Origin of the sequence: Roseobacter sp. SK209-2-6 (assembly GCF_000169455.1) — a bacterium.
Classification (GTDB): domain Bacteria; phylum Pseudomonadota; class Alphaproteobacteria; order Rhodobacterales; family Rhodobacteraceae; genus Pseudophaeobacter.
Genome location: NZ_AAYC01000007.1, coordinates 116,435 through 140,067, shown reverse-complemented (window position 1 = coordinate 140,067; position 23,633 = coordinate 116,435). Strand labels below are relative to the sequence as shown.

General features: G+C 57.0%; 21 protein-coding genes. 11 read left to right on the top strand and 10 right to left on the bottom strand.

Features of this window, described 5'->3' with window-relative positions; all coding sequences use genetic code 11:
- Positions 1 to 21: 21 nt before the first annotated feature.
- The 4 genes from RSK20926_RS12325 (at position 22) to RSK20926_RS12310 (ending at position 4,519) form a co-directional block, all read left to right on the top strand.
- Complete coding sequence (locus RSK20926_RS12325) at positions 22 to 1,197, top strand: M20 aminoacylase family protein (RefSeq protein ID WP_037254964.1); 1,176 nt, start codon at positions 22 to 24, stop codon at positions 1,195 to 1,197.
- Between the two features lie 406 nt (positions 1,198 to 1,603).
- Positions 1,604 to 2,698, top strand: coding sequence for a zinc-dependent metalloprotease family protein (locus RSK20926_RS12320; protein ID WP_037254962.1), 1,095 nt, complete (start codon positions 1,604 to 1,606; stop codon positions 2,696 to 2,698).
- A gap of 367 nt (positions 2,699 to 3,065) precedes the next feature.
- Entirely contained in the window at positions 3,066 to 4,013 is a 948-nt protein-coding gene (gene speB, locus RSK20926_RS12315; protein ID WP_008207131.1) for an agmatinase, read from the top strand.
- Between the two features lie 71 nt (positions 4,014 to 4,084).
- Entirely contained in the window at positions 4,085 to 4,519 is a 435-nt protein-coding gene (locus tag RSK20926_RS12310; protein WP_008207130.1) for a DUF1499 domain-containing protein, read from the top strand.
- Between the two features lie 114 nt (positions 4,520 to 4,633).
- Here RSK20926_RS12310 and RSK20926_RS12305 read toward each other — a convergent pair whose 3' ends face one another.
- A complete protein-coding gene (locus RSK20926_RS12305; protein WP_008207129.1) occupies positions 4,634 to 4,921 on the bottom strand; it encodes a hypothetical protein in 288 nt (95 codons plus the stop codon).
- Positions 4,922 to 4,993: 72 nt separating this feature from the next.
- Between RSK20926_RS12305 and prfA the strand changes: the two genes are divergently transcribed.
- The 4 genes from prfA (at position 4,994) to RSK20926_RS12285 (ending at position 8,912) form a co-directional block, all read left to right on the top strand.
- Positions 4,994 to 6,049: a peptide chain release factor 1 gene (prfA, locus tag RSK20926_RS12300; protein ID WP_008207128.1), complete on the top strand. Its 1,056-nt coding sequence runs from the start codon at positions 4,994 to 4,996 to the stop codon at positions 6,047 to 6,049.
- Entirely contained in the window at positions 6,046 to 6,909 is an 864-nt protein-coding gene (gene prmC, locus RSK20926_RS12295) for a peptide chain release factor N(5)-glutamine methyltransferase (protein WP_008207127.1), read from the top strand. Before prfA ends, prmC begins: the two co-directional genes overlap by 4 nt.
- A gap of 229 nt (positions 6,910 to 7,138) precedes the next feature.
- On the top strand, positions 7,139 to 7,903 hold the full coding sequence (locus RSK20926_RS12290) for a DUF4167 domain-containing protein (RefSeq protein ID WP_037254959.1): 765 nt from the start codon (positions 7,139 to 7,141) through the stop codon (positions 7,901 to 7,903).
- Positions 7,904 to 8,240: 337 nt separating this feature from the next.
- Positions 8,241 to 8,912 (top strand): MBL fold metallo-hydrolase, encoded by a 672-nt coding sequence (locus RSK20926_RS12285; protein WP_232281891.1) that lies wholly within the window; start codon positions 8,241 to 8,243, stop codon positions 8,910 to 8,912.
- Positions 8,913 to 8,975: 63 nt separating this feature from the next.
- Here the strand turns inward: RSK20926_RS12285 and rsmA are convergent, their stop codons facing one another.
- The 6 genes from rsmA to lptF all read right to left on the bottom strand — a co-directional run bounded on the left by rsmA (position 8,976) and on the right by lptF (position 16,542).
- On the bottom strand, positions 8,976 to 9,821 hold the full coding sequence (gene rsmA, locus RSK20926_RS12280; protein ID WP_037254957.1) for a 16S rRNA (adenine(1518)-N(6)/adenine(1519)-N(6))-dimethyltransferase RsmA: 846 nt from the start codon (positions 9,819 to 9,821) through the stop codon (positions 8,976 to 8,978).
- 90 nt (positions 9,822 to 9,911) lie between these two features.
- A complete protein-coding gene (gene pdxA, locus RSK20926_RS12275; protein WP_008207123.1) occupies positions 9,912 to 10,886 on the bottom strand; it encodes a 4-hydroxythreonine-4-phosphate dehydrogenase PdxA in 975 nt (324 codons plus the stop codon).
- Positions 10,883 to 12,163 carry a peptidylprolyl isomerase gene (locus tag RSK20926_RS12270; RefSeq protein WP_008207122.1) on the bottom strand — a complete coding sequence of 427 codons (1,281 nt, stop codon included), beginning with the start codon at positions 12,161 to 12,163 and terminating at the stop codon, positions 10,883 to 10,885. Before RSK20926_RS12270 ends, pdxA begins: the two co-directional genes overlap by 4 nt.
- Positions 12,148 to 14,310, bottom strand: coding sequence for an LPS-assembly protein LptD (locus RSK20926_RS12265; RefSeq protein WP_008207121.1), 2,163 nt, complete (start codon positions 14,308 to 14,310; stop codon positions 12,148 to 12,150). Before RSK20926_RS12265 ends, RSK20926_RS12270 begins: the two co-directional genes overlap by 16 nt.
- 1 nt (position 14,311) lies before the next feature.
- On the bottom strand, positions 14,312 to 15,415 hold the full coding sequence (gene lptG, locus RSK20926_RS12260; RefSeq protein ID WP_008207120.1) for an LPS export ABC transporter permease LptG: 1,104 nt from the start codon (positions 15,413 to 15,415) through the stop codon (positions 14,312 to 14,314).
- Entirely contained in the window at positions 15,412 to 16,542 is a 1,131-nt protein-coding gene (lptF, locus tag RSK20926_RS12255; RefSeq protein WP_008207119.1) for an LPS export ABC transporter permease LptF, read from the bottom strand. The genes lptG and lptF overlap by 4 nt, the downstream gene beginning before the upstream one ends.
- Positions 16,543 to 16,755: 213 nt before the next feature.
- Between lptF and RSK20926_RS12250 the strand changes: the two genes are divergently transcribed.
- The 3 genes from RSK20926_RS12250 to RSK20926_RS12240 all read left to right on the top strand — a co-directional run bounded on the left by RSK20926_RS12250 (position 16,756) and on the right by RSK20926_RS12240 (position 20,360).
- Positions 16,756 to 18,231, top strand: a complete 1,476-nt coding sequence (locus RSK20926_RS12250) for a leucyl aminopeptidase (protein ID WP_008207117.1) — start codon at positions 16,756 to 16,758, stop codon at positions 18,229 to 18,231.
- A gap of 6 nt (positions 18,232 to 18,237) precedes the next feature.
- Positions 18,238 to 18,696 (top strand): DNA polymerase III subunit chi, encoded by a 459-nt coding sequence (locus tag RSK20926_RS12245; protein WP_008207115.1) that lies wholly within the window; start codon positions 18,238 to 18,240, stop codon positions 18,694 to 18,696.
- Between the two features lie 680 nt (positions 18,697 to 19,376).
- The gene (locus RSK20926_RS12240) at positions 19,377 to 20,360 is read left to right on the top strand and encodes a PilZ domain-containing protein (RefSeq protein WP_008207113.1); all 984 of its coding nucleotides are present in this window, start codon (positions 19,377 to 19,379) and stop codon (positions 20,358 to 20,360) included.
- Positions 20,361 to 20,484: 124 nt separating this feature from the next.
- Here RSK20926_RS12240 and RSK20926_RS12235 read toward each other — a convergent pair whose 3' ends face one another.
- From RSK20926_RS12235 to RSK20926_RS12225, 3 genes are all read right to left on the bottom strand, one after another.
- Positions 20,485 to 21,069 (bottom strand): retropepsin-like aspartic protease family protein, encoded by a 585-nt coding sequence (locus RSK20926_RS12235; RefSeq protein ID WP_037254953.1) that lies wholly within the window; start codon positions 21,067 to 21,069, stop codon positions 20,485 to 20,487.
- Positions 21,070 to 21,136: 67 nt separating this feature from the next.
- Positions 21,137 to 21,757, bottom strand: a complete 621-nt coding sequence (locus RSK20926_RS12230; RefSeq protein WP_008207109.1) for a MarC family protein — start codon at positions 21,755 to 21,757, stop codon at positions 21,137 to 21,139.
- Positions 21,757 to 23,613, bottom strand: coding sequence for an ABC-F family ATP-binding cassette domain-containing protein (locus RSK20926_RS12225; RefSeq protein WP_008207108.1), 1,857 nt, complete (start codon positions 23,611 to 23,613; stop codon positions 21,757 to 21,759). The genes RSK20926_RS12230 and RSK20926_RS12225 overlap by 1 nt, the downstream gene beginning before the upstream one ends.
- Between the last annotated feature and the right edge of the window lie 20 nt (positions 23,614 to 23,633).

Below are 23,633 nucleotides of genomic sequence, written 5' to 3'. Positions count from 1 at the left end.
CCCGCACAGGAGTCCAGCCCCATGCCCGTCGTAAACCGCATCGCAGATTTTGCCGAAGAGATGAAGGGCTGGCGCCAAGCATTGCATCAGATCCCGGAACTGGCGCTGGATCTGCCCAAAACAGCGGCCTTTGTGGCGGAGCGGCTGCGCGAAATCGGCGTCGATGAGCTGCATGAGGGGATCGCCACCAGCGGCATGGTTGCGATCATCAACGGGCAGGGTAATGCGGCAGGAGAGGGGCCCACGATTGGCCTGCGTGCCGATATGGATGCCTTGCCGATTCCGGAGGAAACTGGTGTCGACTATGCCTCTGAACACGCGGGCAATATGCATGCCTGTGGTCATGACGGCCATACCACGATGTTATTGGGAGCAGCGAAATACCTGGCGGAGACGCGGAACTTCCGGGGCCGCGTGGCGCTGATCTTTCAACCCGCCGAAGAAGCCATCGGTGGCGCCCGCATCATGGTGGAAGAGGGCATCATGGAGCGCTTTGGCATTGGCGAGGTCTATGCGCTGCACAATGCGCCGGGCCTGCCGGTAGGGCATTTTCTGACAACGCCGGGGCCTTTGATGGCGGCGGTGGATACTTTTCATGTGCACATCCAGGGGCAGGGTGGCCATGGCGCCATGCCGCATGAGACCCGTGATCCGGTGATGGCCGCCTGCGGCATTGCACAGGCGATGCAGACCATCGTCAGCCGCAATCACCACTCGCTGGAGGATCTGGTCATCTCGGTGACGCAGATCCACACAGGCACAGTTGATAACGTGATCCCTGATACGGCCTATATCAACGGGACTGTGCGGACATTTAACCCCAAGGTGCAGGCCATGGTGATGCGCCGGATGCAGGAAATCGTCGCGGGCCAGGCTGCCAGCTATGGGGTCACAGCTGAGTTGGACTATGAGGTCGGATATCCGGCAACGGTGAATGACGCCGAAAAAACCCGCTTTGCTGTGGATGTCGCTGGAGAGATCTCCGGGTCAGAAAAGGTGGAAGGCGAAGCCGGGCGCGAAATGGGTGCAGAGGATTTTGCCTATATGCTGAATGCCCGCCCGGGCTCCTACTTGTTTTTGGGGCAGGGACAAGGGGCTGGCCTGCATCATCCCAAATATGACTTCAATGATGAGATCGCGCCCATTGGCGCGTCGTTCTTTGCACGTTTGGTGGAACGCGCTCAGCCATTGCCCTGACGCAGATCAGGGCGGTCATTCTAGTGCTGGAATGACGGCGCTGTCGCCCAAGCAAAGCTGCCACTTGGATTGCCAAGAGCAGTGCCTGCAGGTGGCGGGCCCAAAGCGGATGTCAGAATCTGTGCTTTGAGAAACGAGGCTCTGTCGCTGCGTTGACTTTTTGGCGCACGCTGGCTCTAGGTGCATGCCATTTCTCAATGATCAGTGGGGCAATTCCCGTTTCCATCGCAGGTCAGAACTTGGAAGGTCTTTCGCAGATCCTGCTAGATCCAGCTGGTCGTGAGACATCACAAATTTGTCCGAAATGTATTTTATGAATTGAACTGACTCTTGGTAACTCGCCGTTAGGGAGAGTAATTCAAGGTGCTGTGGATGGAACGACAATCCCCTTTAGAGAGTGAGAGAAATGAAAATCCCCAAGCGACTACTCTTTGCATTGATGTTTGTCTGGACGGCCCTTCTAGGAGCGCAGGTCAGCGCACAAATCGCTATAAACGTCCAGTCTGCGGTCTATGATAGCCAGGACAGATCGGTAACCGTTTCCGGAGACATCGTGTCAAACCTCGATACCGATCCGGGTATCAGTGTGTATTTGTACAGTTCCAGCGGGACGGAGAAAGCCACACTGATCGTGAACTACATGGAAGTGAACCATTTGGCCGGTACCAATAAGCCGCGGAAGTACAGGTATGAGTGGTCCAGTTCGATCTCTTCCGAGATTTCGGTGGAATCCGGAGACCAAATCCGGGTTGTCACCAACAGACAAGTGAATGCTTCACGGACTATAACCATCGAAAGTGGGCCGCATCAAATCAAGGTCTTGCTATTGCCGACGCCACAAGCGGTCATCGATATCGAGCAGGCCTACAAGGTCACGATCGCTGAGTGGAAAGCCAAGCTTGTAAAAACCGTAAACGATGCCTTCACCTTATCTGGCGCGACAAGTCTGGAATTGGTTTTGGCAGATTCTTCTGACACCATGCCGGAGTTTTCATCTTTTAGCGCTGGACTATCCGATATTCAGAACAACAGTTCTTTGCAGGCGCTGCGGAACCAGTATCAAGCTGATTTGGTGATCGGACTCGCCCCGAGATCGCTGGGCGGAGGTGGCCTGGCCCGCGGCCCCTGTGACGGGCAACCCAACTCCGAAGTCACCTTTGCCGCAACCGTCCCTGCTGGCTCAACCTATTCATTTGCACATGAGATCGGTCATCTTCTTGGCGGAAGTCATCTGGAGGCTAATGTTAGCCCTACAGCGCCTTGCAGGCCGAACGCGGCTTACTCCTATGCCTATGCCGTGGAGGGGGCTGATGCGAGCAACAAGGGATACCGCACCTTTGTTACGACCCCAGGTGCCAGCGGCACAGCCAATACGCTGTCGTCGGGAATGTACTCAAACCCAAATGTGCAGTTTCCGAATGGCTCCCCCGCAGGTACAGCCACCGCAAATAATGTTCGGATGTTTGAAGAGATGGCACCCTTCATTGCCGGTTACCGCTAAGCCAAAGTCGAGTGGCGAAATCGCCGCTCGGCTTTCCCTTTGAAGGGAACTCTCTTAGCTCAGTGAAAATATTCAGTGGTTCCCGGTTTCGACTGAGGGACTACCGGGGGACAGGTCAGACCACGCGAAGCCTGGTCGTGAAGTCGAGCTGCCTTTCCCTGTTGTGTTAGTGCCTATTTCCGTAAATCTAGATCCTCCGTCTGTGCTAAAGGTGGCTGCCCAAAGGGTAAAAGACAGAGGCGGATCAACGATTAGCGCGGCTTCCCTCTTTGACAGCAGGCGTGCAACTGCTATTGCCTTTTGGCAAGTGGGACGCAACAACATCTGTCATTGAGGCAGAAGACAAGAAAGAGTGGCTGAGCAGAGAATGGCTGAGTTCAATCAACCGATCAGCGGAAACGATCTGGCGCGGTTTTCCGGGCCCAATACCTTTATGCGCCTGCCGCAGGCGACCTCGCTTGAGGGGCTGGATGTGGCTTTCCTTGGCGTGCCGATGGATATCGGCGCTTCCTGGCGCTCTGGCACTCGTTTTGGCCCCAAGCAGATCCGTGCCGAAAGCGCTATGTTGCGGCCCTATAATATGGCGACAGGGGCGGCACCCTTTGATCACCTCAATGCCGCCGACATTGGTGATCTGGCGATCAATACTTTCTCTTTGAAGGACAGCCTGCGCATTATCGAAGACAGCTATCACGCTATCCTCTCAGGAGGTGTCATCCCTATGGCCATGGGCGGAGATCACTCGATCACCCTGCCGATCCTGCGCGCAATTGCGGCCAAATACGGGCCAGTTGCCCTGGTGCATGTGGATGCCCATGCGGATGTGAATGACGAGATGTTTGGTGAGCGCGAGACCCATGGCACCGTCTTCCGCCGCGCGCATGAGGAGGGGCTCATTACCTCTGACAAGACCTATCAGATTGGTATCCGCGGCACAGGCTATGGCGCCGATGATTTCAAAGAGGCGCAGAGCTGGGGCTTTCAGCATTTCCCGGCACAGGAACTGTGGGGCCGCAGCCTGCATGGTATGGGTGCCGAAATCCGCCGCGACATCGGCAACCGGCCTGTCTATGTAACCTATGATATCGACAGCCTGGACCCGGCTTATGCGCCAGGCACCGGCACGCCAGAAATTGGCGGACTAACCACACCGCAGGCGCTGGAGCTGATCCGCGCGCTCAAAGGGCTCAATATCGTTGGCTGTGATCTGGTGGAGGTTTCCCCCCCTTACGATAACTCAGGCAATACTGCGCTGACTGCGGCGAATTTGCTCTATGAGATGATGTGCGTTCTCCCAGGCGTCAAAACACGCTAACCTCTTGTCAGGACCCATCCTCTAGGGTGGGCCGGCCAGGGGAGAGGCCGTAAGAGAGGGGCAGGGAGACGATGGGGAAAGTAATGATGCTGGTCTGGATTTTGCTGGCTGCGGTGGCAATTGTTCTGGGGGCAATCCGGCTGGCGCCGGTGGATCCCTTGGACTGGAATGCGCAGCCTGAGCTTAACGAAGATAAAGATTTTCGTGGCGGCGTGTTCCGGGTGATACGCACAGGCCCCGAAGGGCTGCACCATTTCAACCAGATCGCCACCAGCGCCCCGCGTACCAAGTTGCTGACCGGCTCGGTTGAAGATGGCATGGCCACCTATGTGACCCGCACCAAAGTGATTGGCTTTCCCGATTACACCACCGCAAAGCAGGATGGAGACCTTCTGAAGGTCTATGCCCGTCTGCGTTTTGGCCGCTCCGACCTTGGCAGCAATAAATCCCGCATGGATGAATGGCTGGCACAGATGCCAGAGCGCCCTTCTGTGATTGAAAACTAATCCTCACAGGGCGTTGTTCTGTGTTTGGCGAAGTTTCTTATGATGCATTCAGGCGTGACGCCCAAAAACTAAAGTCATGGAACGGCTACTCTGGTCTGGAACTCGCGACCTAAGTCAAAGGGCTGGAAGGTGTTCCGGCGGATCAGAGACAGGCAAGTGTGCCGAGAGGCAGGTTGTCTGCACCTCGCGCCACATCGGCACATTCAGCGACATCTGGCACTGCGCCATGAACTGCCGCCCATCCACCTGTAGACAGCGGAATTCACCCAGTTCGACGCGAGCACCCGCTTTGTCGGTGCAATAGCAATCAATAGTTTTGCCGCCGGGACCTGTCACATCAGCCAGTGACGGGGATGCAAGACCGAAAAGGACGAAAGCGATAAGAACTCTGGCATGTTGCATGGCTCTAGCATATCACAGAAACCGAAACTGCCAAAGCGGCAGATACAACTTCCGAATGTGTGAGGCCTGCGCATGATCCCCGAAGAGCGTCTGGAACAGATCCTGCAACGCTTCCAATACCTTGAAGCCGCTATGGCCGAGGGGGCAAGTGGCGCCGAAATCGCCGATCTGGCGCGCGAATACTCCGAGATCAAGCCGGTGGCCGAGCAAATCTGCGCCTATCGACAGCTTTTGGCGGATCTCGAAGAGGCCGAGGTCATGTTGGCTGATCCCGATATGAAGGAATTGGCCGAGGAGGAAATTCCGACGCTGAAGGCGGCTCTCCCGGATGCGGAACATGCGCTGCAACTGGCACTTTTGCCCAAAGACGCGGCGGATACACGCCCGGCAATGCTGGAGATCCGCCCGGGAACCGGCGGCGATGAGGCCTCGCTTTTTGCCGGGGACCTGTTGCGCATGTATCAGCGCTATGCCGAGGCGCGGGGCTGGAAGTTTGAGGTGATCGAAGAACAGGCCACCGAACTGGGCGGCATCAAGGAGGTCGTGGTTCATATCAAGGGTGAGAATGTCTTTGCCCGAATGAAATACGAAAGTGGCGTGCATCGGGTGCAGCGGGTGCCGGTCACCGAAAGTGGCGGGCGCATCCATACCTCTGCCGCAACTGTCGCAGTCCTGCCCGAGGCCGAGGATGTGGATATTCATATCGACGCCAATGATCTGCGGATCGATACCATGCGGTCCTCCGGAGCCGGAGGACAGCATGTGAACACCACCGATTCCGCGGTGCGGATCACCCACCTGCCCACCGGGCTTGTGGTGACCAGCTCGGAGAAATCGCAGCACCGCAACCGTGAGATCGCCATGCAGGTGCTGAAAACCCGGCTTTATGATCTGGAACGCCAGCGCATCGATAGCGAGCGCTCAGCGGATCGGGCCAGCCAGGTTGGCTCCGGTGATCGCTCGGAGCGGATCCGCACCTATAATTTCCCGCAGGGGCGCATGTCTGATCACCGTATCAACCTGACCCTTTATAAGCTGGACCAGATCATGCAGGGCGATCTGGATGAAATCATCGATGCGCTCACCGCCGATCATCAGGCCCGCCTGCTGAGCGAAATGTCACAATGAGCGCCCCGGGAGCAGGATATAGCGGCGGAACAGCTGCCCAGGCGATGGCAGCTGCGGCGGCGCGGTTGCGGGCCGCAGGCGTTGAAGATCCTGCCCGTGACGCCCGTATCCTCTTGGCCCATGCCGCCCGGATCGAAGCCAGCCGGGTGACCCTCATCGCGCCTGAGGAATTGGAGCCGGAGGTGGCTGAGCGCTACGAGCAGCTGATTTCGCTACGCGCAATTCGGGTGCCGGTTTCACATCTGATCGGCGAACGTGAGTTTTACGGTCGCCGGTTCAAGGTTTCGGGAGATGTCCTTGATCCGCGTCCAGAGACGGAATGCCTGATCGAAGCAGCACTTGCGCAGCCCTTTGAACGGGTTTTGGATCTGGGGCTGGGCTCTGGCTGTATCTTGGTCACCCTGCTCGCAGAGCAGCCCAAGGCCTCGGGGTTTGGGGTGGACCTGAGTGAGGCTGCCTGCCTGCAGGCCAGCGCCAATGCGGTTTTGCACCGGGTCGAAGAACGGATTGATATTCAGCAGTCTGACTGGTTTTCGAATGTTACGGGGCAGTTTGATCTGGTGGTGTCCAACCCGCCTTATATTGCGCTGCCTGAAATGCAGGATCTCTCCCCGGAGGTGCGCAGTCACGAGCCTGAAATGGCACTGACGGATGGCGGGGATGGGTTGGGGGCATACCGGCAGATCGCTGCCAGTGTTCGCGAACATCTCTTGCCGGGTGGGCGCCTCCTTCTGGAAATCGGACCAAGTCAGGGGCGTGACGTCACAGCACTGCTGGCGGAAGCCGGGCTGCTTGAAATCCGGGTATTGCCGGATTTGGACGGGCGGGACCGGGTTGTCGTGGCTCAAAACCCGCTTTGAACCCGTTTTTCTTTAAAAAATTTGCGTTTTCTAAAGAAAAACACTCAAAAAAGGCTCTGGCCCCCTTGTTTGAAGCAGGGGAAAATGGTTACTCAAGTTGTCGCTTCCAACCAGGGCGAGGTTCTTCTACCTCCCAGCGACACCAAGCCCAAAAAATAGTTGGTCACCTGACGCGATGGCGCAGAGGAATTGACCCGCTACAAACGGAATTAAGGCTGACGTTAGGCATATGAGATCGTCAAAATCACGTTCGCGTTCCAAGTCGAACCGGAATCGCCCCAATGGGGCCAATGTAGTTAACCGCGTCTTCGACAGCTCCGGCCCAGAGGGTAAGGTGCGTGGCACGCCGCAGCAGATCATTGATAAATACAACCAGCTTGCCCGCGATGCACAGCTGAGCAATGACCGAGTTGCCACTGAGAACTTCCAGCAGCACGCAGAGCATTATCTGCGCATGTTGACTGAAGCTCAGCGAGAGATCGATGCGCGCCGTGAAGAGCAGGAGCGTCAGAACCGCGAACGCCAGGCAGAGCGCGACCGAGAACGCGCAGAGCGGCTTGAGCGCCAGGAGCGGGAAGCTACCGCCAAACAGGCAGCCGCTGCTGAGCAACCGCAGCCTGCGGCGGCTCCTGCTGCTGCTCAGGATCCTGCAGAGGCGCCCCAGCCGGATGTCATTGACCCGCGTGATGCCGGAAATGGCGATACCAGCAGCGGCCTGGTGGAAACACCAGAGAGCAAGCAGGAAGTGAACCCTGCGAAAAAAGCACCCGCTCCTCGCAAGCCTCGCGCACGCAAGGCGCCTCCAAAGCCGGTTGAGGCTGCAGAGGCAACTCCGGCTACAGAGGGGGATACCCCGGCAGCTTCAGAGGCCTCGACCGAAGGTGAGGCAGCGGCAAAGGAGGCCAAGCCCAAGGCCAAGCCGCGCGCAAGGGCCAAGCCCAAACCAAAACCCAAGGCGGAGGATACGCCCGACGCGCCCGAGGCCGCGGAATAATCTCGGTGACAATAGAAAAACCCGCCTGTCTTCGACTGGCGGGTTTTTTTTGCCTTTGGAGCGAGTGTTGTGCTCAATTTGAGAAGAGACTGAAGCTTCGCCCAAAGGTCTGCCGAGCCTGGTGCCGGTGAACTTTTTAGTAAGAGGAATTGCTAAAGTGCTTTGCAAAATTGGAGATGTTGAAGTTTGGAGGTTGCTCGAAATCCATGGTCCTTTCCTCAGGCCGGAAGAGCTGTTTCCAACGGCAGGACCCGAGGTTGGGGCGCGGATAGAGGAGTTGGTGCCGAATAGTCTATGCCCAACCTCTGGCAAATTGATTCTGCCGATACAGGGTTTTTTGCTGAAATCCCCCTCTCACAATATCCTGGTGGATAGCTGTGTCGGAAACCATAAGACCCATCCAGATGATCCGGAGTGGCATGGTCGATCTGACACCCGGTTCCTGTCCGCCCTGGCAGCGGCGGGGCTGACTACGGCTGATGTGGATTATGTGCTTTGCACCCATCTGCACGCGGATCACATAGGCTGGAACACCAGGTTGCAAGATGGACGTTGGGTGCCGACATTTGCCAATGCCCAGTACCTCATGCCCAGGGCGGACGAAGAGCTGCAGCGCGGACGTGACAGCGATACCTATAAGGAAAGCATCCTGCCGGTCATCGAGGCGGGACAAACAGAACTGGTGTTAGAGGGCCATCGGCTGGGAGATTGCATTACCTTGATCCCGACCCCTGGACATACACCTGGGCACGTTTCTGTTCGGATCGAAAGCGGCGGAAAGACGGCGCTGATCACAGGGGATGCTCTTCATACCACCGCACAATGTCAGCACCCGGAATGGCATTTCAAGTATGACCATGACGCAGAGAGCGCCGTTACCTCGCGAATTTCTTTGCTAGAGCAGGCCGCAGAAAGCGGATGCCTGGTTCTGGGTCACCATTTTGCGCTTCCCTCTCTGGGTCGGGTCTCTGCTGCGGGGAATGCCTTTAAATGGGAAGATCTGGACTGAGAACGGATCACCTGCCCATTGGTTCACATCCAGTGGACCTACCCGCAGTTCTACTCTGGTGGTCTACTCTAGTGGTTTCAGGCTGCGCGCCAGGGCGCAGAATTCTTCCAGGCTCACTTGCTCTGCGCGTTCGGTGGGCTTGATGCCAGCGGCGATTAGATGGTCTTCGATGTTCGGCGCGACACTTTTCAGGCTGGCGCGCAGCATCTTGCGGCGCTGGTTAAAGGCGGCAGCGATCACCCGCGACAGGGTCGCCGCATCAGCAGGATATCGAGGTTCCGCAAGGGCGGTAAGATGCACAACCGCGCTATGGACCTTTGGTGGTGGGCTAAAGGCCTCTGGTGGCAGAGCAAGCACAATACGGGCATCGGCGCGCCACTGGGCCAGCAATGCCAGGCGGCCGTAGGCCTTTGAGCCCGGCTGCGCCACGATGCGCTCGGCCACTTCACGTTGGAACATCAGGGTGAGGCTCTGCCAGAAGGGCGGCCATTCCTTTGGTGTCAACCAGCGTACCAGCAGTTCTGTGCCAACATTATAAGGCAGGTTGGCTGCAATGCGCACCGGAGGGGTCAGATGCGCCAGAGCGTCTACCTCCAGCGCATCGCCGTTGATTACCTCCAGTTGCCCCGGATAGGCTGTAGAGATCTCGGCGAGGGCAGGCATGCAGCGGGCGTCTTTTTCGACCGCAAGAACCCGGCGCGCACCTTCGGCCAGAAGGCCGCGCGTAAGCCCGCCGGGGCCGGGGCCGATTTCCAGCACGTCGCATTCGCTCAGATCACCGGCCTGACGGGCAATCTTTGCGGTCAGGTTCAGATCCAGCAGAAAGTTCTGCCCCAGCGATTTGCGGGCCGAAAGCTGATGGGTTTCGATCACCTCACGCAGAGGGGGCAGGTTGTCGATGGTGCTCATGGTCACGCTCCGCAGCGCCAGAAGCGCCACCGGGAAGCGCCACTGGGTTGAGTTAAGTTAGGGCCGCAATAGGCAGTGGGGTGCACAGGGTCAAGAACCTGCTGCCATGCTCCGGGCCAGCAAAAGCGCTTCGATCAGGCTGAAAGGGCTCGCCTTGCCGGTGCCCGCGATGTCAAAGGCAGTGCCGTGATCCGGAGAGGTGCGGATAAAGGGCAGGCCTAGGGTGACATTGACCCCACGGTCGAAATCCAAGGTCTTGATCGGGATCAGCGCCTGATCGTGATACATGCAGATCGCGGCATCATAGGATTTGCGCGCCGCGGCGTGAAACAAGGTATCAGCGGGATGCGGGCCGGTAACATCCAGCCCTTCGCCGCGCAGTGTTCTGATGAGATCTGTGATCCAATCCAGCTCTTCCTGCCCCATGGCACCACCTTCGCCCGCATGAGGGTTAAGGCCTGCAATGGCGATACGCGGGGAGGGAATGGAGAATTGGGTCTTCAATCCCTCAGCCGTGATTGCAGTGACATTGCGCAGAAGATCCGGCGTCAGCTTCTTGGGCACCTCAGAGAGGGCGATATGGATTGTCGCAGGCACCACGCGCAGCTGTGGGCTGGCCAGCATCATCACCACCTGGGACCCACCTGCGAGATGGGCCAGAAACTCCGTATGGCCGGGAAAGGCAAAACCCGCACCATCGATCAGCGCCTTTTTGTGGATCGGTGCGGTGCAGACCGCTGAGGCTTTGCCGTCTTGCACCAGATCTACCGCAGTCTCTATCGCGCGGATGACCCCGGCGGCATTGCGCGGGTCGGCTACGCCTTTTTCGGCATTGCCCGCAAAGCTGAGGGGGAGAACCGGCATGGATTTGGCAACAACGGATGCGGCCTGGGAAGGGTCTGAGATCTCTGTGATGGGCACACCGGCGGGCAGGTGGCGCGGATCACCGATCCAGACAAAGGGGCAATCCTGCCGCAGTTCCATCCAGGCCAGAGCGGCGATCTCTGGCCCGATGCCAGCAGGTTCGCCGCAGCTCAGCGCGATAGGCGCTTTGGGACCTGTCATTTTTCAACAATCCGCGCATCGGCGCGCAGCTGATTGAGCAGGCTTTGCGAGTAGGAGTTGATCCGCTGTTGGGTCAACGCATTTGCCACTGTCTCACGGGACTGACCCTCACCGAGCTCCGCTGTGCGGCCACAGAGCATGAGCAGCATCAGGGTTTGGCCCTCATTTCGGGTCAAGGTCAGAGAGGTCTCATTGGGGTCCAGTTTAGCCAGTTCGATACCGATATCGCGCGGAATCTCCCCAGGTACCAGGCTCTGGCGGTCCAGCACAGAAGGGTCCTGACCCTGGGCGATGCCGTAAAAATCATCACAGGTATCAACCTGGTTGATGATCTTCTGCCCCTCGGCCAGGGCCTCTGGGCTGCGCCCACCAGGGATGTAATAGGCTGCATATTCGATGGCGGCATAGCGCTGGGTACCGCCAACAATTTCCCGCAACCCGCGCATCTGGAACAGGGCAACGGCCCCCTGCAACGGCACGGGTTCGGTGATTTCACCAAGATCGAGTTCCAAAACAACTGCTTGAAGCTGCGGAGGGAGTTTCGTGAGATTCATCCAAGGCAGGCGGCCGCCGTTGTTGCGGCTGTCCGCAGCAGAGTATTGAGTCGCAGCAGAGGAGAAGGCGTCATAGCTTTTCAGCTTGCCGACTTGTTGAATGAACTGCTCAACTTGGCTGGCATTTTGCTCATTGATCGGAACGATCAACTCTGACAGCAGAACCTGAACCCCGCCAGAGCCCGCTTGGCCCATGGCACGGTCGATTTCTTCTTCAGTCGGACGTGCCTGAGACAAATAGCGAGCGCCCAGGAAGTTGCGCCAACTGATGCCAACCCTGGTCAAGTCACGCACGGTCTCGGGGGCGATGCCATTTTGCCTCAGCACTCCCAGGAACTCTTCCAGAGAGAGATTTGCCCGCCCGGCAAGCTCCGTCATGCCCTGTTTGATTTCTTCGTCGTCGACTTCAATGCCAAACTCGTCAAGTATGGCAAGCTTCAGCCGATCATCGATCAATTCTTCCCGCGCTTTTTCAGCGATATCCCCAGGGGTCCGCAACAGGGCCATGAACCGCTCACGTTGGTCGAGCTCATAATTGGTAATGACAGCACTATCTACAGTAATTGCAGGTGCAAAAAGGCTTTGGGCTTCAAGTGATGGCGCAAACCCAAGCCCGAAGGTCAGAGCAAAGGCAGCGCCTAGGAGCCGAGCCGATACGGAAAATTTGTGCATTGCATGCCGGATCAGAGACGCGGAGGAGACTGTGGTCAGGAATTTCTGCATGATCGCCTGTACTGTTTGCTGCCGTTGTTTACGGAGAACCCGTTCAGAGAGATGGTAAATCCAAAATCTGTCGAGGGATCAACACTTGTTGTTGAGGTATAGCGGCGGTTGACCGAAAGGTCGACCGTAACGCATTCATTGCTATAGGCGAGGCCCAGGCCTGCTCGTGTGGCGCGGGCATCGGAAATATCATAGCGCAGATTGGCGCTGGCTTTCCAACTGGGGGAGATCTCATAAGAGCCATCAACCCAGACCTCAGAGGTTTCGCTACTGCGACCTTCTGCGGGATCGCTGCCCAACCAGAGATAGCTGCCGGTCAAGGAAAGGTCATCGCGTTTCCAATCGCCTCTCACTTCGGCTTTTGAAAAGTTGATTGAATCATTGAGCAGCCCACGAGCCGAGAGGGCCAGCTCGTTGTTGAACTTGATCTGGCCCGCCAACAGCAGGTCAGACGCTGTGTCGCTCAGGCCAGAGCTTTTGGTAAAGCGTGTATCAGCGTCCTGACGTATAACTTGGCCGATGCTGGCCGCCGCTTGCCAGCCGCTGGGGGCAAAGCGTGCCCAATTGAATCCATAGGCCAGGGCAACCCCGTCTTCACGTGCATCCGAGGCAGGGAAACGAGAGAGCGACAGCAAATTGCCCTGGTCGAACTCGACAAAATCGCTTTCCTCGCTGGCGGTTGTGTCGCCGGAGGAATTGCTCCAGCCAAGCTGAAGAATTGGCTCAAGATGCTGGGTTGCGCCAGATGCCTCTCTTCGGGTCATAGGTCGCCGCAGAGTCAAGGCGCTGCGTGGTGTAACGCGTGTGGCATATTCCGAGAAAAAGGCATCATCATAGGTAATGAACCCATCGGCAGCTGCACCGATTTCCCATTTCAGCTCCGTGCCGCCGGCAAAAATCCAGTTTCTGCGCCAATCAAAATCGGCGGTGAACCGGGCCTGATCTCGCCCATTTGCATTGGTAAGATTGCCTTGAATGTCGGAACTGCGATTAAGTCCCAAGAGCTCGAAAGTCGTACGCGCTTCGCCACCAATCTGGTTTGGGAAGAAACGGCGTTGGTAGAAAATATCAATGATGGAGGAGGGGATAAGCTCCTGATCCTCGCTGTCACGCAGGGTTTTGAAATTGATCAAGCGCGCTCTTATCAGGCTTGCTCGTTCTGCTTTGGTTAGAGAGATCTCTGAGCGCAATCGATCTTTGTCAGGCAAGCCGTAATCCGCAATATAGCCATCATCGGAAACAGTTTTAAGATCAAATTCAAAACGGTAGCCGCTTCGCAGATGGAAGTTGCCCTCTGCGAAGATATAGCCTCGCCCTTCGCCTGGCTGTAGATCATCACGGGTATAAGCACCATTCAATTCGATATTGCCACGGTGAAAGGCCTGGCGATAGCGCCAATCCAAGGTTCGGGTCTTTGGCGACAAATAGGGCGAAAGCGTCAGGTCCTTGTGAGGGCCAAGCGTGAAGAAATAAGGGATCTTTGCGCCAGTCCCAAGGTTGGAGGTCGTGCGCGTCGAGGGAACCAGAAAGCCGCTGCTCCGTTCCAGGGTCGGATCCGGCAGACGAACCGCCGGGAAATAGAACACAGGCACATCCAGAACGCGCAGCTGCGCATGTTCGAAATAGAGTTGTTGTTCCAATTGGTCATGAATGACGCGCTCGGCTCGAATTTGCCAGAGAGGGGGGCGACCGTCCTCGCAGACATGGCAGGAGGTAACCGAGGTCTTATAAAGCTGTGTATAGCGCCCGGCGGTGCGGCTCATCTGCAAAGATGAAAGCTGCAACTGCTGCTGGAACACCATGCGCGCGCCCATCAAGATCCCATCGCGTAGGCTACGATCCATCTCGGCGGCATCAGCCAAAATCGTGATTTCGCCGCCCTGATCAATGCGGATCGGTCCTTCGATTTGAAGGGCGCCATCGGTTTGATCAAAGGTTATGCTCTTTGCACGCAGGCGAATATCTGCCTGAAAAGCCTCCACATTGCCTTTGGCAATCAGGCGACGGTCTGAGGTGATAAAGACCTGATCAGCGACCAGGGCTGCTGGCTTGGTGGTTTCGCTTGCTGGTGGCTGTGTCTGGGCCGGAACAGGGCCAGAGAAAACTATCCAGGGCAGGACCACGGAAAGCAAAAGGGCACGGCGCATATTAACCGTCCTCCGCGTGTAAGAGCAGACCGAGGGTCAGCAAAATTGATGCCACAGGCGGCGCCCAAGCGGCAAGTGCAACTGGAATTTCGCCATTCTCCCCCAGGATCTGGGCAAAATTCCGGATAAAGTAGAGGCCAAACCCCAAAAGGACTGCCGTCAGCACCGCCATGCCGGTTCCACCAAACCTTGTGTGGCGCATGGTGAAGGCTGCCCCGACGAGAACCATAGCAATCAAAAAGAACGGGCGGGCAAGTTCAACCTGATACCAGACTTCATGCTTTTTGGTGGCAAAGCCCGCCTCTGCCAGCTCGCGGATTGTCTGTGGCAGATCATAGATCGAAATCCCGTCAGAGGCATCCAACCGGTCACGGATCCGGTCCTGGGTCAGGGTTGTGGGGATCCGCAGTTCTTGATGCTCGCCTGCAGAAATCTCTGGGTTGGTCCAGGCAGACAGAGGCCAGACCTTGGCATCCTGCAAAACCCAGTCCGAGCCTTCAAGTCGAGCACTCCGCGCTTGGGTCCGGGTGCGAGGGCCTGAATCCTTGCCATAGGTCAGGATGGTGACGTCATAAAGAATGATCTCCTCACGCCCGCCACCATATCCGGCAGCATGGACAACGGATTGACCGCTGGGGCTGCCCTGTCGCAACCAGAGCCCTTCTCCGGTGAGAGAAAGGACCGAGGGGCCACCGGTGCGGTAGCTGTCTGACAGGCTTTTGTAACGGTTCGTCGTTGCCGCAACGATCGGGTTGAGGGTGCTAACCGCCAAAACCCCAATCAAAGCCGCTACGAGGACGGGTGCCGCAAGTGCGCGAATGCCAGAGCGCCCAATTGCGCGGGTGACCACCAGCTCACTACTGCGCGCGAGGCCAACAAAAAGCACAATCGTTGTCAGGATCATAATCAAGGGCAGGAATTCATTCATCGCCGCAGGCGCGTTGAGCAGTGTAAGTCCCAGGATTTGGCCCGCACTCAGATCAAAAGCATCAAACCGGCGGATTTGCTCGCTCAGGTCGATCAGAACCACCAATGTCATCAAAACGCCGGTAATCACCAAGAACCACTGCGCAAACCGCCGCGCATAATAGAGATCCAGCTTCATGTTGCGGCTCCCGGTTGAGGCATTTTCTTGATCCGGGTGGGGCGAGCTGCAAGCTGCAAAAAGCCAGCGGCGATGATCAGGCCGGTAACCGCAGGCAGGTAGATCAGCGGCCAGAGGGTCGGGTCTTTGAGGACGGGTTCAGAGACTACACCGCGTAGCCCCTCCACCAGAATGAGCAGCAAAAAGGCCAGAAGCGCCTGCCGCCAGACGCCAAATCTGGAAAAGGTTCCAAGCATCAGAGCGGAGAAACCAATTAGGGCAACCGTGACGCAGACCAATGCGCGGGCAAAGCGCAGGTGCAGCTCCTCCGCCAGCGCCCCGGCACTATAGCCATCGGTATTGGTGATCTGTTCTCGGGCGGTCAGAATCTCTAGGCTGGGGATTGCACGAATATTCCTGGATCGGTCAGCGGATTTGCGGGCCAGCGCACTGATGTCATAGGAGAAATCAGAGAAATTGGTGGTTGAGAGGCGCCGTGTATCTTTGGTGAAGCGTTGCGCCATACCATTGACCATGATGAGATGGGTTTTTTCGCCATCACGGACCAAAAAGGCTTCTGATCCGGTATAGGTCACACTGCTATTGGGATCGCGGCGATCAGAGAGGAAAACGTCCTTTAGCGTTCCGTCACTCTCGATCTTGCGAATGTAAAAGGTGATCCCCTTGGCGGGGTGCAGGAAATTCCCCTCGGTCAACAGGCGCGCGGTGACATTGCGTGAGACTTCGCGCTCACGAATTTCAAGCTGACTGATCGAGGCTGGCAGCAGCACGTGGGTAAGCGCGGACATCATAAGAGCTGCGACAAGGCCAAACACCAAAGCAGGGCGGGCCATCTGCCAGGGGCTAGTCCCGGTCGCGCGCAGGACTGTCAGCTCGCTCTCGCTCTGCAGGCGGTTTGTGACCCAAACTGATGAAGCAAAGACGGCAACCGGCAGCACCATCCGGATCAGGTTGGGCAGGGTCAGAGCGGTGAACTCCACGAAAACCAGTGCCGATTGCCCGTCACCGATTAGCCGGTCAAACAGCACCACTGCCCGGTTGACCCAGAAGACAGCCACAAGAATAAGCGCAAAGAAGCCGAAGAACAGCAGATATTGCGACAGGACATATCTGTCGTAGCGCGACACCAAATCCCCCCAGATCCTGTCGTTATTGTTTCCGGGACCTTAGAGGATTTGTGCGGCGGGGAAAACTGCAAACTGCGGCCTCGGGCAGCACATGCCATTGATGAGCGGGGCTTTGCGAATTCTCCCCCTGTTGCGGGGCTGGCTATTGCCGGGAGGGCAGGCTACCTGTTGAAGTCAAAGACAAGAATTGCACGCAACAGGAGTTGATTTGAGATGAGCAGTGTGCCCGCAGTCGAATTTAGCGAATATGATCCAAAGGACCTCTCTGGGATGTCGGACCATGTAGCCGTTTTGGTGACACCAGAAGGGGTGATGGATCAGGCCGCGCGCACCGCCAATCGCCTGACCAAGGGCGCGATCGCGCGCTTGATTGACTCCGAAAGCTTCAAGAAAGCCAAAAGTGGTCAGGTCATTTCCATGGCCTGGCCCGCAGGTTTGGCCGCCGATTCGCTGCATATTCTGGTCTTGTCGCGTAAACTCACCCCTGTTGAGGCGCGTCAGGCCGGCGCAAAACTGGCGGCCGCATCTGCAGGCAAGCCCCTGACCATCATGGCTGGCTCCATGCATAAGGCGGCGGAGCTGGCACAGGGGATTGCCCTGCGCAGCTATACATTTGAAGCGCATAAATCCCTAGATGAGGCCAAACCAGAAGTTGCGGTCACCGTTGCCCATAAGGCACCTGAGGAAATAGCCGAGGCCTATGCGCCATTGGCGGCTGTGGCTGAGGGGGTTCACATGACGCGGGATCTGGTCAATGAGCCCGCCAATGTGCTGACCACCAGCGAATTCGCGAACCGTATTGAAGGCATGCGCGAGATCGGCCTGGAAGTTGAGGTGCTGGAAGAGGAAGAGTTGGAGAAACTGGGAATGCGCACGCTGCTGAGTGTGGGCCAGGGATCCGACAGCCCTTCCAAGGTTGCGATCATGAAATGGAATGGCGGCGCAGAGGGTGCGGCTCCGCTGGCCTTGGTTGGTAAGGGCGTTGTGTTTGATACCGGTGGTATCTCGCTCAAACCTGCTGGCGGCATGGAAGACATGACAATGGACATGGGCGGCGCCGGTGTCGTCACCGGAACCATGAAAGCCCTGGCCCTGCGCAAGGCAAAAGCCAATGTTGTGGGTTTGGTCGGCCTGGTTGAAAACATGCCCTCTGGCAATGCCACCCGTCCAGGAGACGTGGTGAAATCCATGAAGGGCGACACGGTTGAGATCATCAATACCGATGCTGAGGGGCGTTTGGTTCTTTGTGACGTGATCTGGTACGCGCAGGAGCGCTTTAATCCGAGCGCGGTGATCGATCTGGCGACCTTGACCGGTGCGGTCATCATTGGCCTGGGTCATGAGAATGCGGGCGTGTTCTCCAATGACGATGAGATCTGCAATGCCTTCCTCAAAGCGGCGCGCCTGGAAGATGAAGGCGCCTGGAGGATGCCACTGGGCAAGGCCTATGATGATCAGCTGAAGTCGCGCATTGCGGATATGAAAAACGTCGGCGGCCGTCCCGCCGGTTCTATCACCGCAGCCCAGTTCCTTCAGCGTTTTGTCAAGGATGACATGCCTTGGATTCACCTGGATATCGCCGGTGTGGCCTCGGTGAAATCTGCGACCTCCTATGCGCCCAAGGGCGCAACCGGCTGGGGGGTCATGGCGTTGAACCGTTTGGTCGCTATCAAATACGAGACGGAGTAAGCCTATATGGGGGCTGCCTATTTCTATCATCTGACGCGCAAGCCAATGCCGGAAACCCTGATGGTGCTTTTGGAGAAGGCGCGCGGCGCTGGCTGGGCAATTGCGGTTCGCGGACAAGATCCCGACCGCATGACCTGGCTGGATGATGCCCTATGGTTGGGAAGCGATGACAGCTTTCTTGCCCATGGTCTGGCTGGCGGCCCCCATGATGCATTGCAACCCATCCTGCTGACTGCCACTGCCCAAGCCGCAAATGATCCCAAATGCCTGATGAGCGTGGATGGAGCCGGGGTGGAGGCAGAAGAGGTGCAGGCGCTGGAAAGGGTCTGCATTCTCTTTGATGGCAACGACATGCAGGCCGTACAGCGCGCGCGTGAGCAGTGGAAAGCACTTACCGGGGCCGGGTGCAAAGCGCAGTATTGGTCAGAAGAAAGCGGGCGTTGGGAGAAAAAAGCAGAGGCCTAGTATCAATCCTGTTGCCAAGCCTGTTGCCAAGCGACTGACAGGGAGAGGTCCATTTGGAGAGGATGTTGGGCAAGACACCGCCGCGAAGGGCTGCCTATAGCGTGCCGCGATCGGTGGCTGCTTCTTGGGTGGTGCTTGTGGACTAGGCTGTTCCAGTTGCTCTGAATTTTTGGGAATCAACTTACGTTTGTTGCTGATTTCGTCGACCGGTTCGGCAAACCAGGTCGCGATAAATCTAAACTTCTCGTATGAGAGTAGTCATGGAAACGGTGGCCAGTTCCCCGTTTGATTGTAAGGGTATTTTTGAAAAATGAAAAGTGGGCGTTCGTTTTAGTCTGTTTGGTTAGTTGTTTGGTGCTTGTTTTTCGATTTTATAAATATATTGCAGGATGCAGCCTTTACTTGCGCTTCTCATCATAGATGTAAGGACAATGCACGAAACAGCATGACCGTAAGGCTTTGTTTATCCAGTTTGATCAATAATAGCCCGAGGGATAGCTTCCCTCCCGTCTGGATAGGCCAAGTTCGTCTTAAAGGCGGCACTGTTGTTTGGGGCTGAGCTGGCTCCTGTGTACAAGGATTTTTTGGTGCGAGTGCTTGTTTTGTTAAATGATACCTTGGTTGGCCTGGCTTTCCGCTCCGGGCTTTTACCTGGTTTCGCCTAGGCAGGATTTGAAGACATGCGCGAACGCAATGAACGGTCTTCAGCTAAAAACGTAAGGGGTAAAACCCATCGCTGCGATGCGCTGCAGGAGGGATTGCCTTTCCTTGCGACGGTTTGGCACTGGGGATTAAGTGTCCTTGCGGCTTTCGTGTTCTTGGTGCTTGGCAGTACCCCACTTGCGGCACGGGAAATGAACTGCGCCGTTTTTGATGAGCTCGCGACATTGGTGCACCTCAGCGAGTTGTTCCTTGATAATGTCGAAACGGGTGCCAACCCAAGAGCACAAAAGAAACTGGAAAAATTCCTGCGGGAAACGCCGATCGTGCAGCTGCGGATGCAGTTGAATGAAAACGGCATGAACATTCTAAGTACGCCAACCGCCAGCTTCTATGCAAAGCAGCAGACGCTTTTGAAAATTCGCAAACTCGGTGGGCAATTCAAGGCTGCTGAGACCGCTCGCAAACTGCGCCTGCGTGAAAAGCTCAACACCTATCGAGAAGAACTGGTTGCAACCCCGTGCCTGGGAAAAAGCCAACGAGTGCGCGGCACCGCAGGCAGCAATCATACAGGCGTCGAGCATCTGGTTTCTACCGAAGTGGCAAGTGTTGGAGCGATCTCTGTTCTGATCCTCGGGGTCATTGCCTTTATTATCTATGACCGGATCAGCAAGATTAATTCTCGCAAGAAGAAGCGCTATCTTTGCAACGCAGACTGTATTGTTCTCTATCAAGACGACGAAGAGAGAGATCCCTTTGATGCCCAGATTGTGGATGTCAGCCAGATTGGCGCCAAGGTGAAGTCGGAAGTGGTCTGCAATGTGGGTGAAGAAATTGAAGTGACCTTTCCAGACAAGAAACTGGTCTTTCCTACCCATACGATTACCTATGATGGCTGGTCTATCCTAGGTACGGTGCTCTGGAAGAACGGCAACTACTTTGGTGTCGAGTTTGAAAACCTGATGCCTATGGATAGTCTCAAACAACTGACCTCGCCAGTTTGACGGTCAAACCTCCCACAGCGAAGGTGCGTTCCGACTAGAGAAAAGCGTGTTGCGTGGGGCTAGCCGATCTTTGCCCCAGAGATTTGCCTTCAGGGCGCTGACACTCGGGTTGCTCCCAGGTGAATTAGCGGGTCAAAATCAAGGCTTGCGAACTGATCTCTATGCTGGACCAACGCTGCAAGTAACTCATTCCCAAGAGGGATTTGTCCAGCTCTCCCTCGTTGACCCAAACCCAGAGGTTGCGGTCTGTAAAACCACCGATACTGATCTCATCCACTTTTACCGATGCGGTGCGGACCTCGCCGTTGGCAGTATAGGCGCGCCCGTGAAAGGCCAGTTCATCGGGGTTGATACCAATCCGGCGGGCATCCTCATCGTTTAGCACCACCTGACTGGCGCCGGTGTCCACCAGGAACTGGATGGGAACCTCATCGACCAAAAGCGTGAGATAGTAATGCCCATCCGGAGAGCGGGGCACAGTGATCTGGCCGGTTTCCGCGAGGACCTCTTGCCGCGGGATCAGGCTTTGCCGGATATCCCCCCACATGCCAAAGGCGGCAATGGCCGCAAGGAAGATAAAGCCCCAGAGCGCCAGCTGACGCAGCACCGTTCCCAGGGATTGGCGCATTTCCACGAAGACCCAGGATCCTACCGCAAGCAGCAAGAGTACGAGGTAAAGCAAATGCCCGTAGTCGTCCAAGCTTAGCATTTCCCGCAGATCCTTTGTCGCTATCTTAACTGCTACCTAAGCACGGCGCATGGCCTTGACCAGTGGCTTAGGTCGCAAAGCCAAAATCGCGCAGGCCATCCAGGACAAATTGAACGGAGAGGGCCGCGAGCAACATGCCCAAGAGCCGGGTCACAACATTGATCCCGGTTTTGCCAAGCGCCCGTTCCAGAACGCCAGAGGCCATAAACATCAAGAGCATGATGACCAGCACGGCGAAAACAACACACATGACCAGCGCAAAGCCTTCCAGCCCAGGTTTTTGCCCGGCCAGCAGGATTACGGTTGCAATGGAACCAGGGCCTGCGATCAGCGGGATCGACATTGGAAAAATCGACGGATCATCCGCTTCGATGGCCTCTTCGCCCTGGTTTTCGCGTCGCTTGGTGCGCCGTTCAAACAGCATATCCAGGGCGGTCAGGAACAAAAGGATGCCGCCGGCAACTCTGAAGGCGGCCATGGAGATTCCGGCAAATCCCAGAACCGCTTCCCCAAAGAGCGTAAAAAGCGCCAGCAGGAACATCGCGGTAAAGGCTGCGCGAAAGGCGATGGAGCGCCTCTCGCGCGCGCTGGCGCCTTGAGTCAGGGCCAGAAAGATCGGCGTCAGCCCGATCGGGTCGATGATCACAAACAGCGTGACAAATGAGGTGATCAGAAAAGCCGTATCCATCAAAGCGCTTCTGCCTGTTCCAGTTTTTCAAGGGCGCGCATCCAGAGGGCCTCGGCCCGGTCAAGTGCTTCGATGACCTCGGCGTGTTTGCTTTGCCAAACCCGCGCCTCATCCTTCTTTTCTGCCTCATAGAGTTCGGGATCCGCAAGCTTCACATCCAGCTTATCCTTCATCGCAGTCAATTTGTTGACGCGATCTTCGGATTTTCGGGCTTCCTTGCGCAGGGCCAGAATGGCATCGCGAGAGGGGCGCTTGGGTTTGGGCTTTTCCTTGGCCTTTTGCTTTGGGGCCGGTTTGTCCTTTTCCAGCAGCAAAGCGCGATAAGAGGCCAGATCCCCCTCATAGGGTTCAACCGTACCTTTTGAGACCAGCCACAGGCGATCCGCCACCAGAGATAGAAGGTGCATGTCGTGGCTGACCAGGATCACCGCACCAGTATAGGCGGTAAGTGCTTCAACCAGGGCCTCACGGCTTTCGATGTCCAGGTGGTTGGTCGGCTCGTCGAGGATCAAAAGATGTGGCGCATCCAATGTGGCGAGCAGGAGCGACAGCCGGGCTTTTTGCCCACCAGAGAGGCGCCTGACTTCGGTATCTGCCTGATCTGCGCCAAGGCCAAATCCGGCCAGACGCGCGCGCAGGCGCGGTTGCCCCTCGGTGGGGCGTTCGCGCACCAGATGCTGCAGTGGTGTTTCGTCGATGTAAAGCTCATCCACCTGATGCTGGGCAAAGAAGCCGATGCGCAGCTTGCTAGAGCGGCTCAACTTGCCCGCCATAGGCTCCAGCCGGTCCGAGAGCATCTTGGAAAGCGTTGACTTGCCTTCGCCGTTCTTTCCCAAGAGGGCTATACGATCATCCTGATCGATGCGCAGGTTCAGCTTGCTCAGAATGACCTTGTCGCCATAACCGACCTTGCTGCCTTCGGTGGCAATGATCGGCGGGGAGAGTTCTTCGGGGGTGGGGAAGGTGAAAACCGTGCGCGCCGCATCTTCGGGCGCGCGGATGGTCTCCATCTTTTCCAGCATTTTCACCCGGCTCTGAGCCTGCTTTGCCTTGCTGGCCTTGGCCTTGAAGCGATCCACAAAGGCTTGCAGATGGGCGCGGCGTGCATCCTGCTTCTTGGCCTGAGCCGCTTGATTGGCCCGGTTGGCTGCACGTTGGCGGGCGAATTGATCATAGTTGCCGCCATAGTATGTCAGCTGGCGATCTTCCAGATGCAGGATTCCGGTGACCGAGCGGTTCAACAGCTCGCGGTCGTGGCTGATGATGATCACCGTATGCGGATACTTGACCAGATAGGCCTCCAGCCAAAGCGCGCCTTCGAGGTCCAGGTAGTTGGTCGGTTCGTCAAGCAACAGAAGATCTGGTTCCGAAAACAGCACCGCTGCCAGAGCAACGCGCATGCGCCAGCCGCCGGAAAAGTCGGCGCAGGGACGCTGCTGTGCTTCTTCGTCAAAGCCAAGCCCCTTCAGGATCGAGGCTGCGCGGGATTCAGCTGACCATGCATCAATATCGGCCAGGCGGGTCTGCACCTCAGCGATGCGGGAAGGGTCCGTTGTGCTATCGGCCTCTGCCATCAGGGCGGCGCGTTCCGTATCCGCGGCCAGCACGGTATCCAGCAGCGAGACATCCGAAGCCGGGGCCTCCTGCGCGATGCCGCCGATCTTGGCACGCGAGGGCAGGCTGATCTCACCGGTTTCCAGGGCCAATTCTCCCCGGATAAGGCGGAAGAGCGTTGTCTTGCCGGTGCCGTTGCGTCCCACCAGGCCAACCTTGTGGCCAGTGGGGATGGTGGCGCCTGCCTCTTCAAACAGAGGGCGGCCTTCAACCGAATAGGTGATATCCTGAATACGTAGCATGGCCCGAGCACTGTCGCAGT

What these genes read in the sequence shown, in the direction of transcription:
- RSK20926_RS12325 (WP_037254964.1), top strand. Translation starts at nt 22, where the DNA reads ATGCCCGTCGTAAACCGCATCGCAGATTTTGCCGAAGAGATGAAGGGC.
- RSK20926_RS12320 (WP_037254962.1), top strand. Translation starts at nt 1,604, where the DNA reads ATGAAAATCCCCAAGCGACTACTCTTTGCATTGATGTTTGTCTGGACG.
- speB (WP_008207131.1), top strand. Translation starts at nt 3,066, where the DNA reads ATGGCTGAGTTCAATCAACCGATCAGCGGAAACGATCTGGCGCGGTTT.
- RSK20926_RS12310 (WP_008207130.1), top strand. Translation starts at nt 4,085, where the DNA reads ATGGGGAAAGTAATGATGCTGGTCTGGATTTTGCTGGCTGCGGTGGCA.
- RSK20926_RS12305 (WP_008207129.1), bottom strand. Translation starts at nt 4,921, where the DNA reads ATGCAACATGCCAGAGTTCTTATCGCTTTCGTCCTTTTCGGTCTTGCA.
- prfA (WP_008207128.1), top strand. Translation starts at nt 4,994, where the DNA reads ATGATCCCCGAAGAGCGTCTGGAACAGATCCTGCAACGCTTCCAATAC.
- prmC (WP_008207127.1), top strand. Translation starts at nt 6,046, where the DNA reads ATGAGCGCCCCGGGAGCAGGATATAGCGGCGGAACAGCTGCCCAGGCG.
- RSK20926_RS12290 (WP_037254959.1), top strand. Translation starts at nt 7,139, where the DNA reads ATGAGATCGTCAAAATCACGTTCGCGTTCCAAGTCGAACCGGAATCGC.
- rsmA (WP_037254957.1), bottom strand. Translation starts at nt 9,821, where the DNA reads ATGAGCACCATCGACAACCTGCCCCCTCTGCGTGAGGTGATCGAAACC.
- pdxA (WP_008207123.1), bottom strand. Translation starts at nt 10,886, where the DNA reads ATGACAGGTCCCAAAGCGCCTATCGCGCTGAGCTGCGGCGAACCTGCT.
- RSK20926_RS12270 (WP_008207122.1), bottom strand. Translation starts at nt 12,163, where the DNA reads ATGCAGAAATTCCTGACCACAGTCTCCTCCGCGTCTCTGATCCGGCAT.
- RSK20926_RS12265 (WP_008207121.1), bottom strand. Translation starts at nt 14,310, where the DNA reads ATGCGCCGTGCCCTTTTGCTTTCCGTGGTCCTGCCCTGGATAGTTTTC.
- lptG (WP_008207120.1), bottom strand. Translation starts at nt 15,415, where the DNA reads ATGAAGCTGGATCTCTATTATGCGCGGCGGTTTGCGCAGTGGTTCTTG.
- RSK20926_RS12250 (WP_008207117.1), top strand. Translation starts at nt 16,756, where the DNA reads ATGAGCAGTGTGCCCGCAGTCGAATTTAGCGAATATGATCCAAAGGAC.
- RSK20926_RS12245 (WP_008207115.1), top strand. Translation starts at nt 18,238, where the DNA reads ATGGGGGCTGCCTATTTCTATCATCTGACGCGCAAGCCAATGCCGGAA.
- RSK20926_RS12240 (WP_008207113.1), top strand. Translation starts at nt 19,377, where the DNA reads ATGCGCGAACGCAATGAACGGTCTTCAGCTAAAAACGTAAGGGGTAAA.
- RSK20926_RS12235 (WP_037254953.1), bottom strand. Translation starts at nt 21,069, where the DNA reads ATGCTAAGCTTGGACGACTACGGGCATTTGCTTTACCTCGTACTCTTG.
- RSK20926_RS12230 (WP_008207109.1), bottom strand. Translation starts at nt 21,757, where the DNA reads ATGGATACGGCTTTTCTGATCACCTCATTTGTCACGCTGTTTGTGATC.
- RSK20926_RS12225 (WP_008207108.1), bottom strand. Translation starts at nt 23,613, where the DNA reads ATGCTACGTATTCAGGATATCACCTATTCGGTTGAAGGCCGCCCTCTG.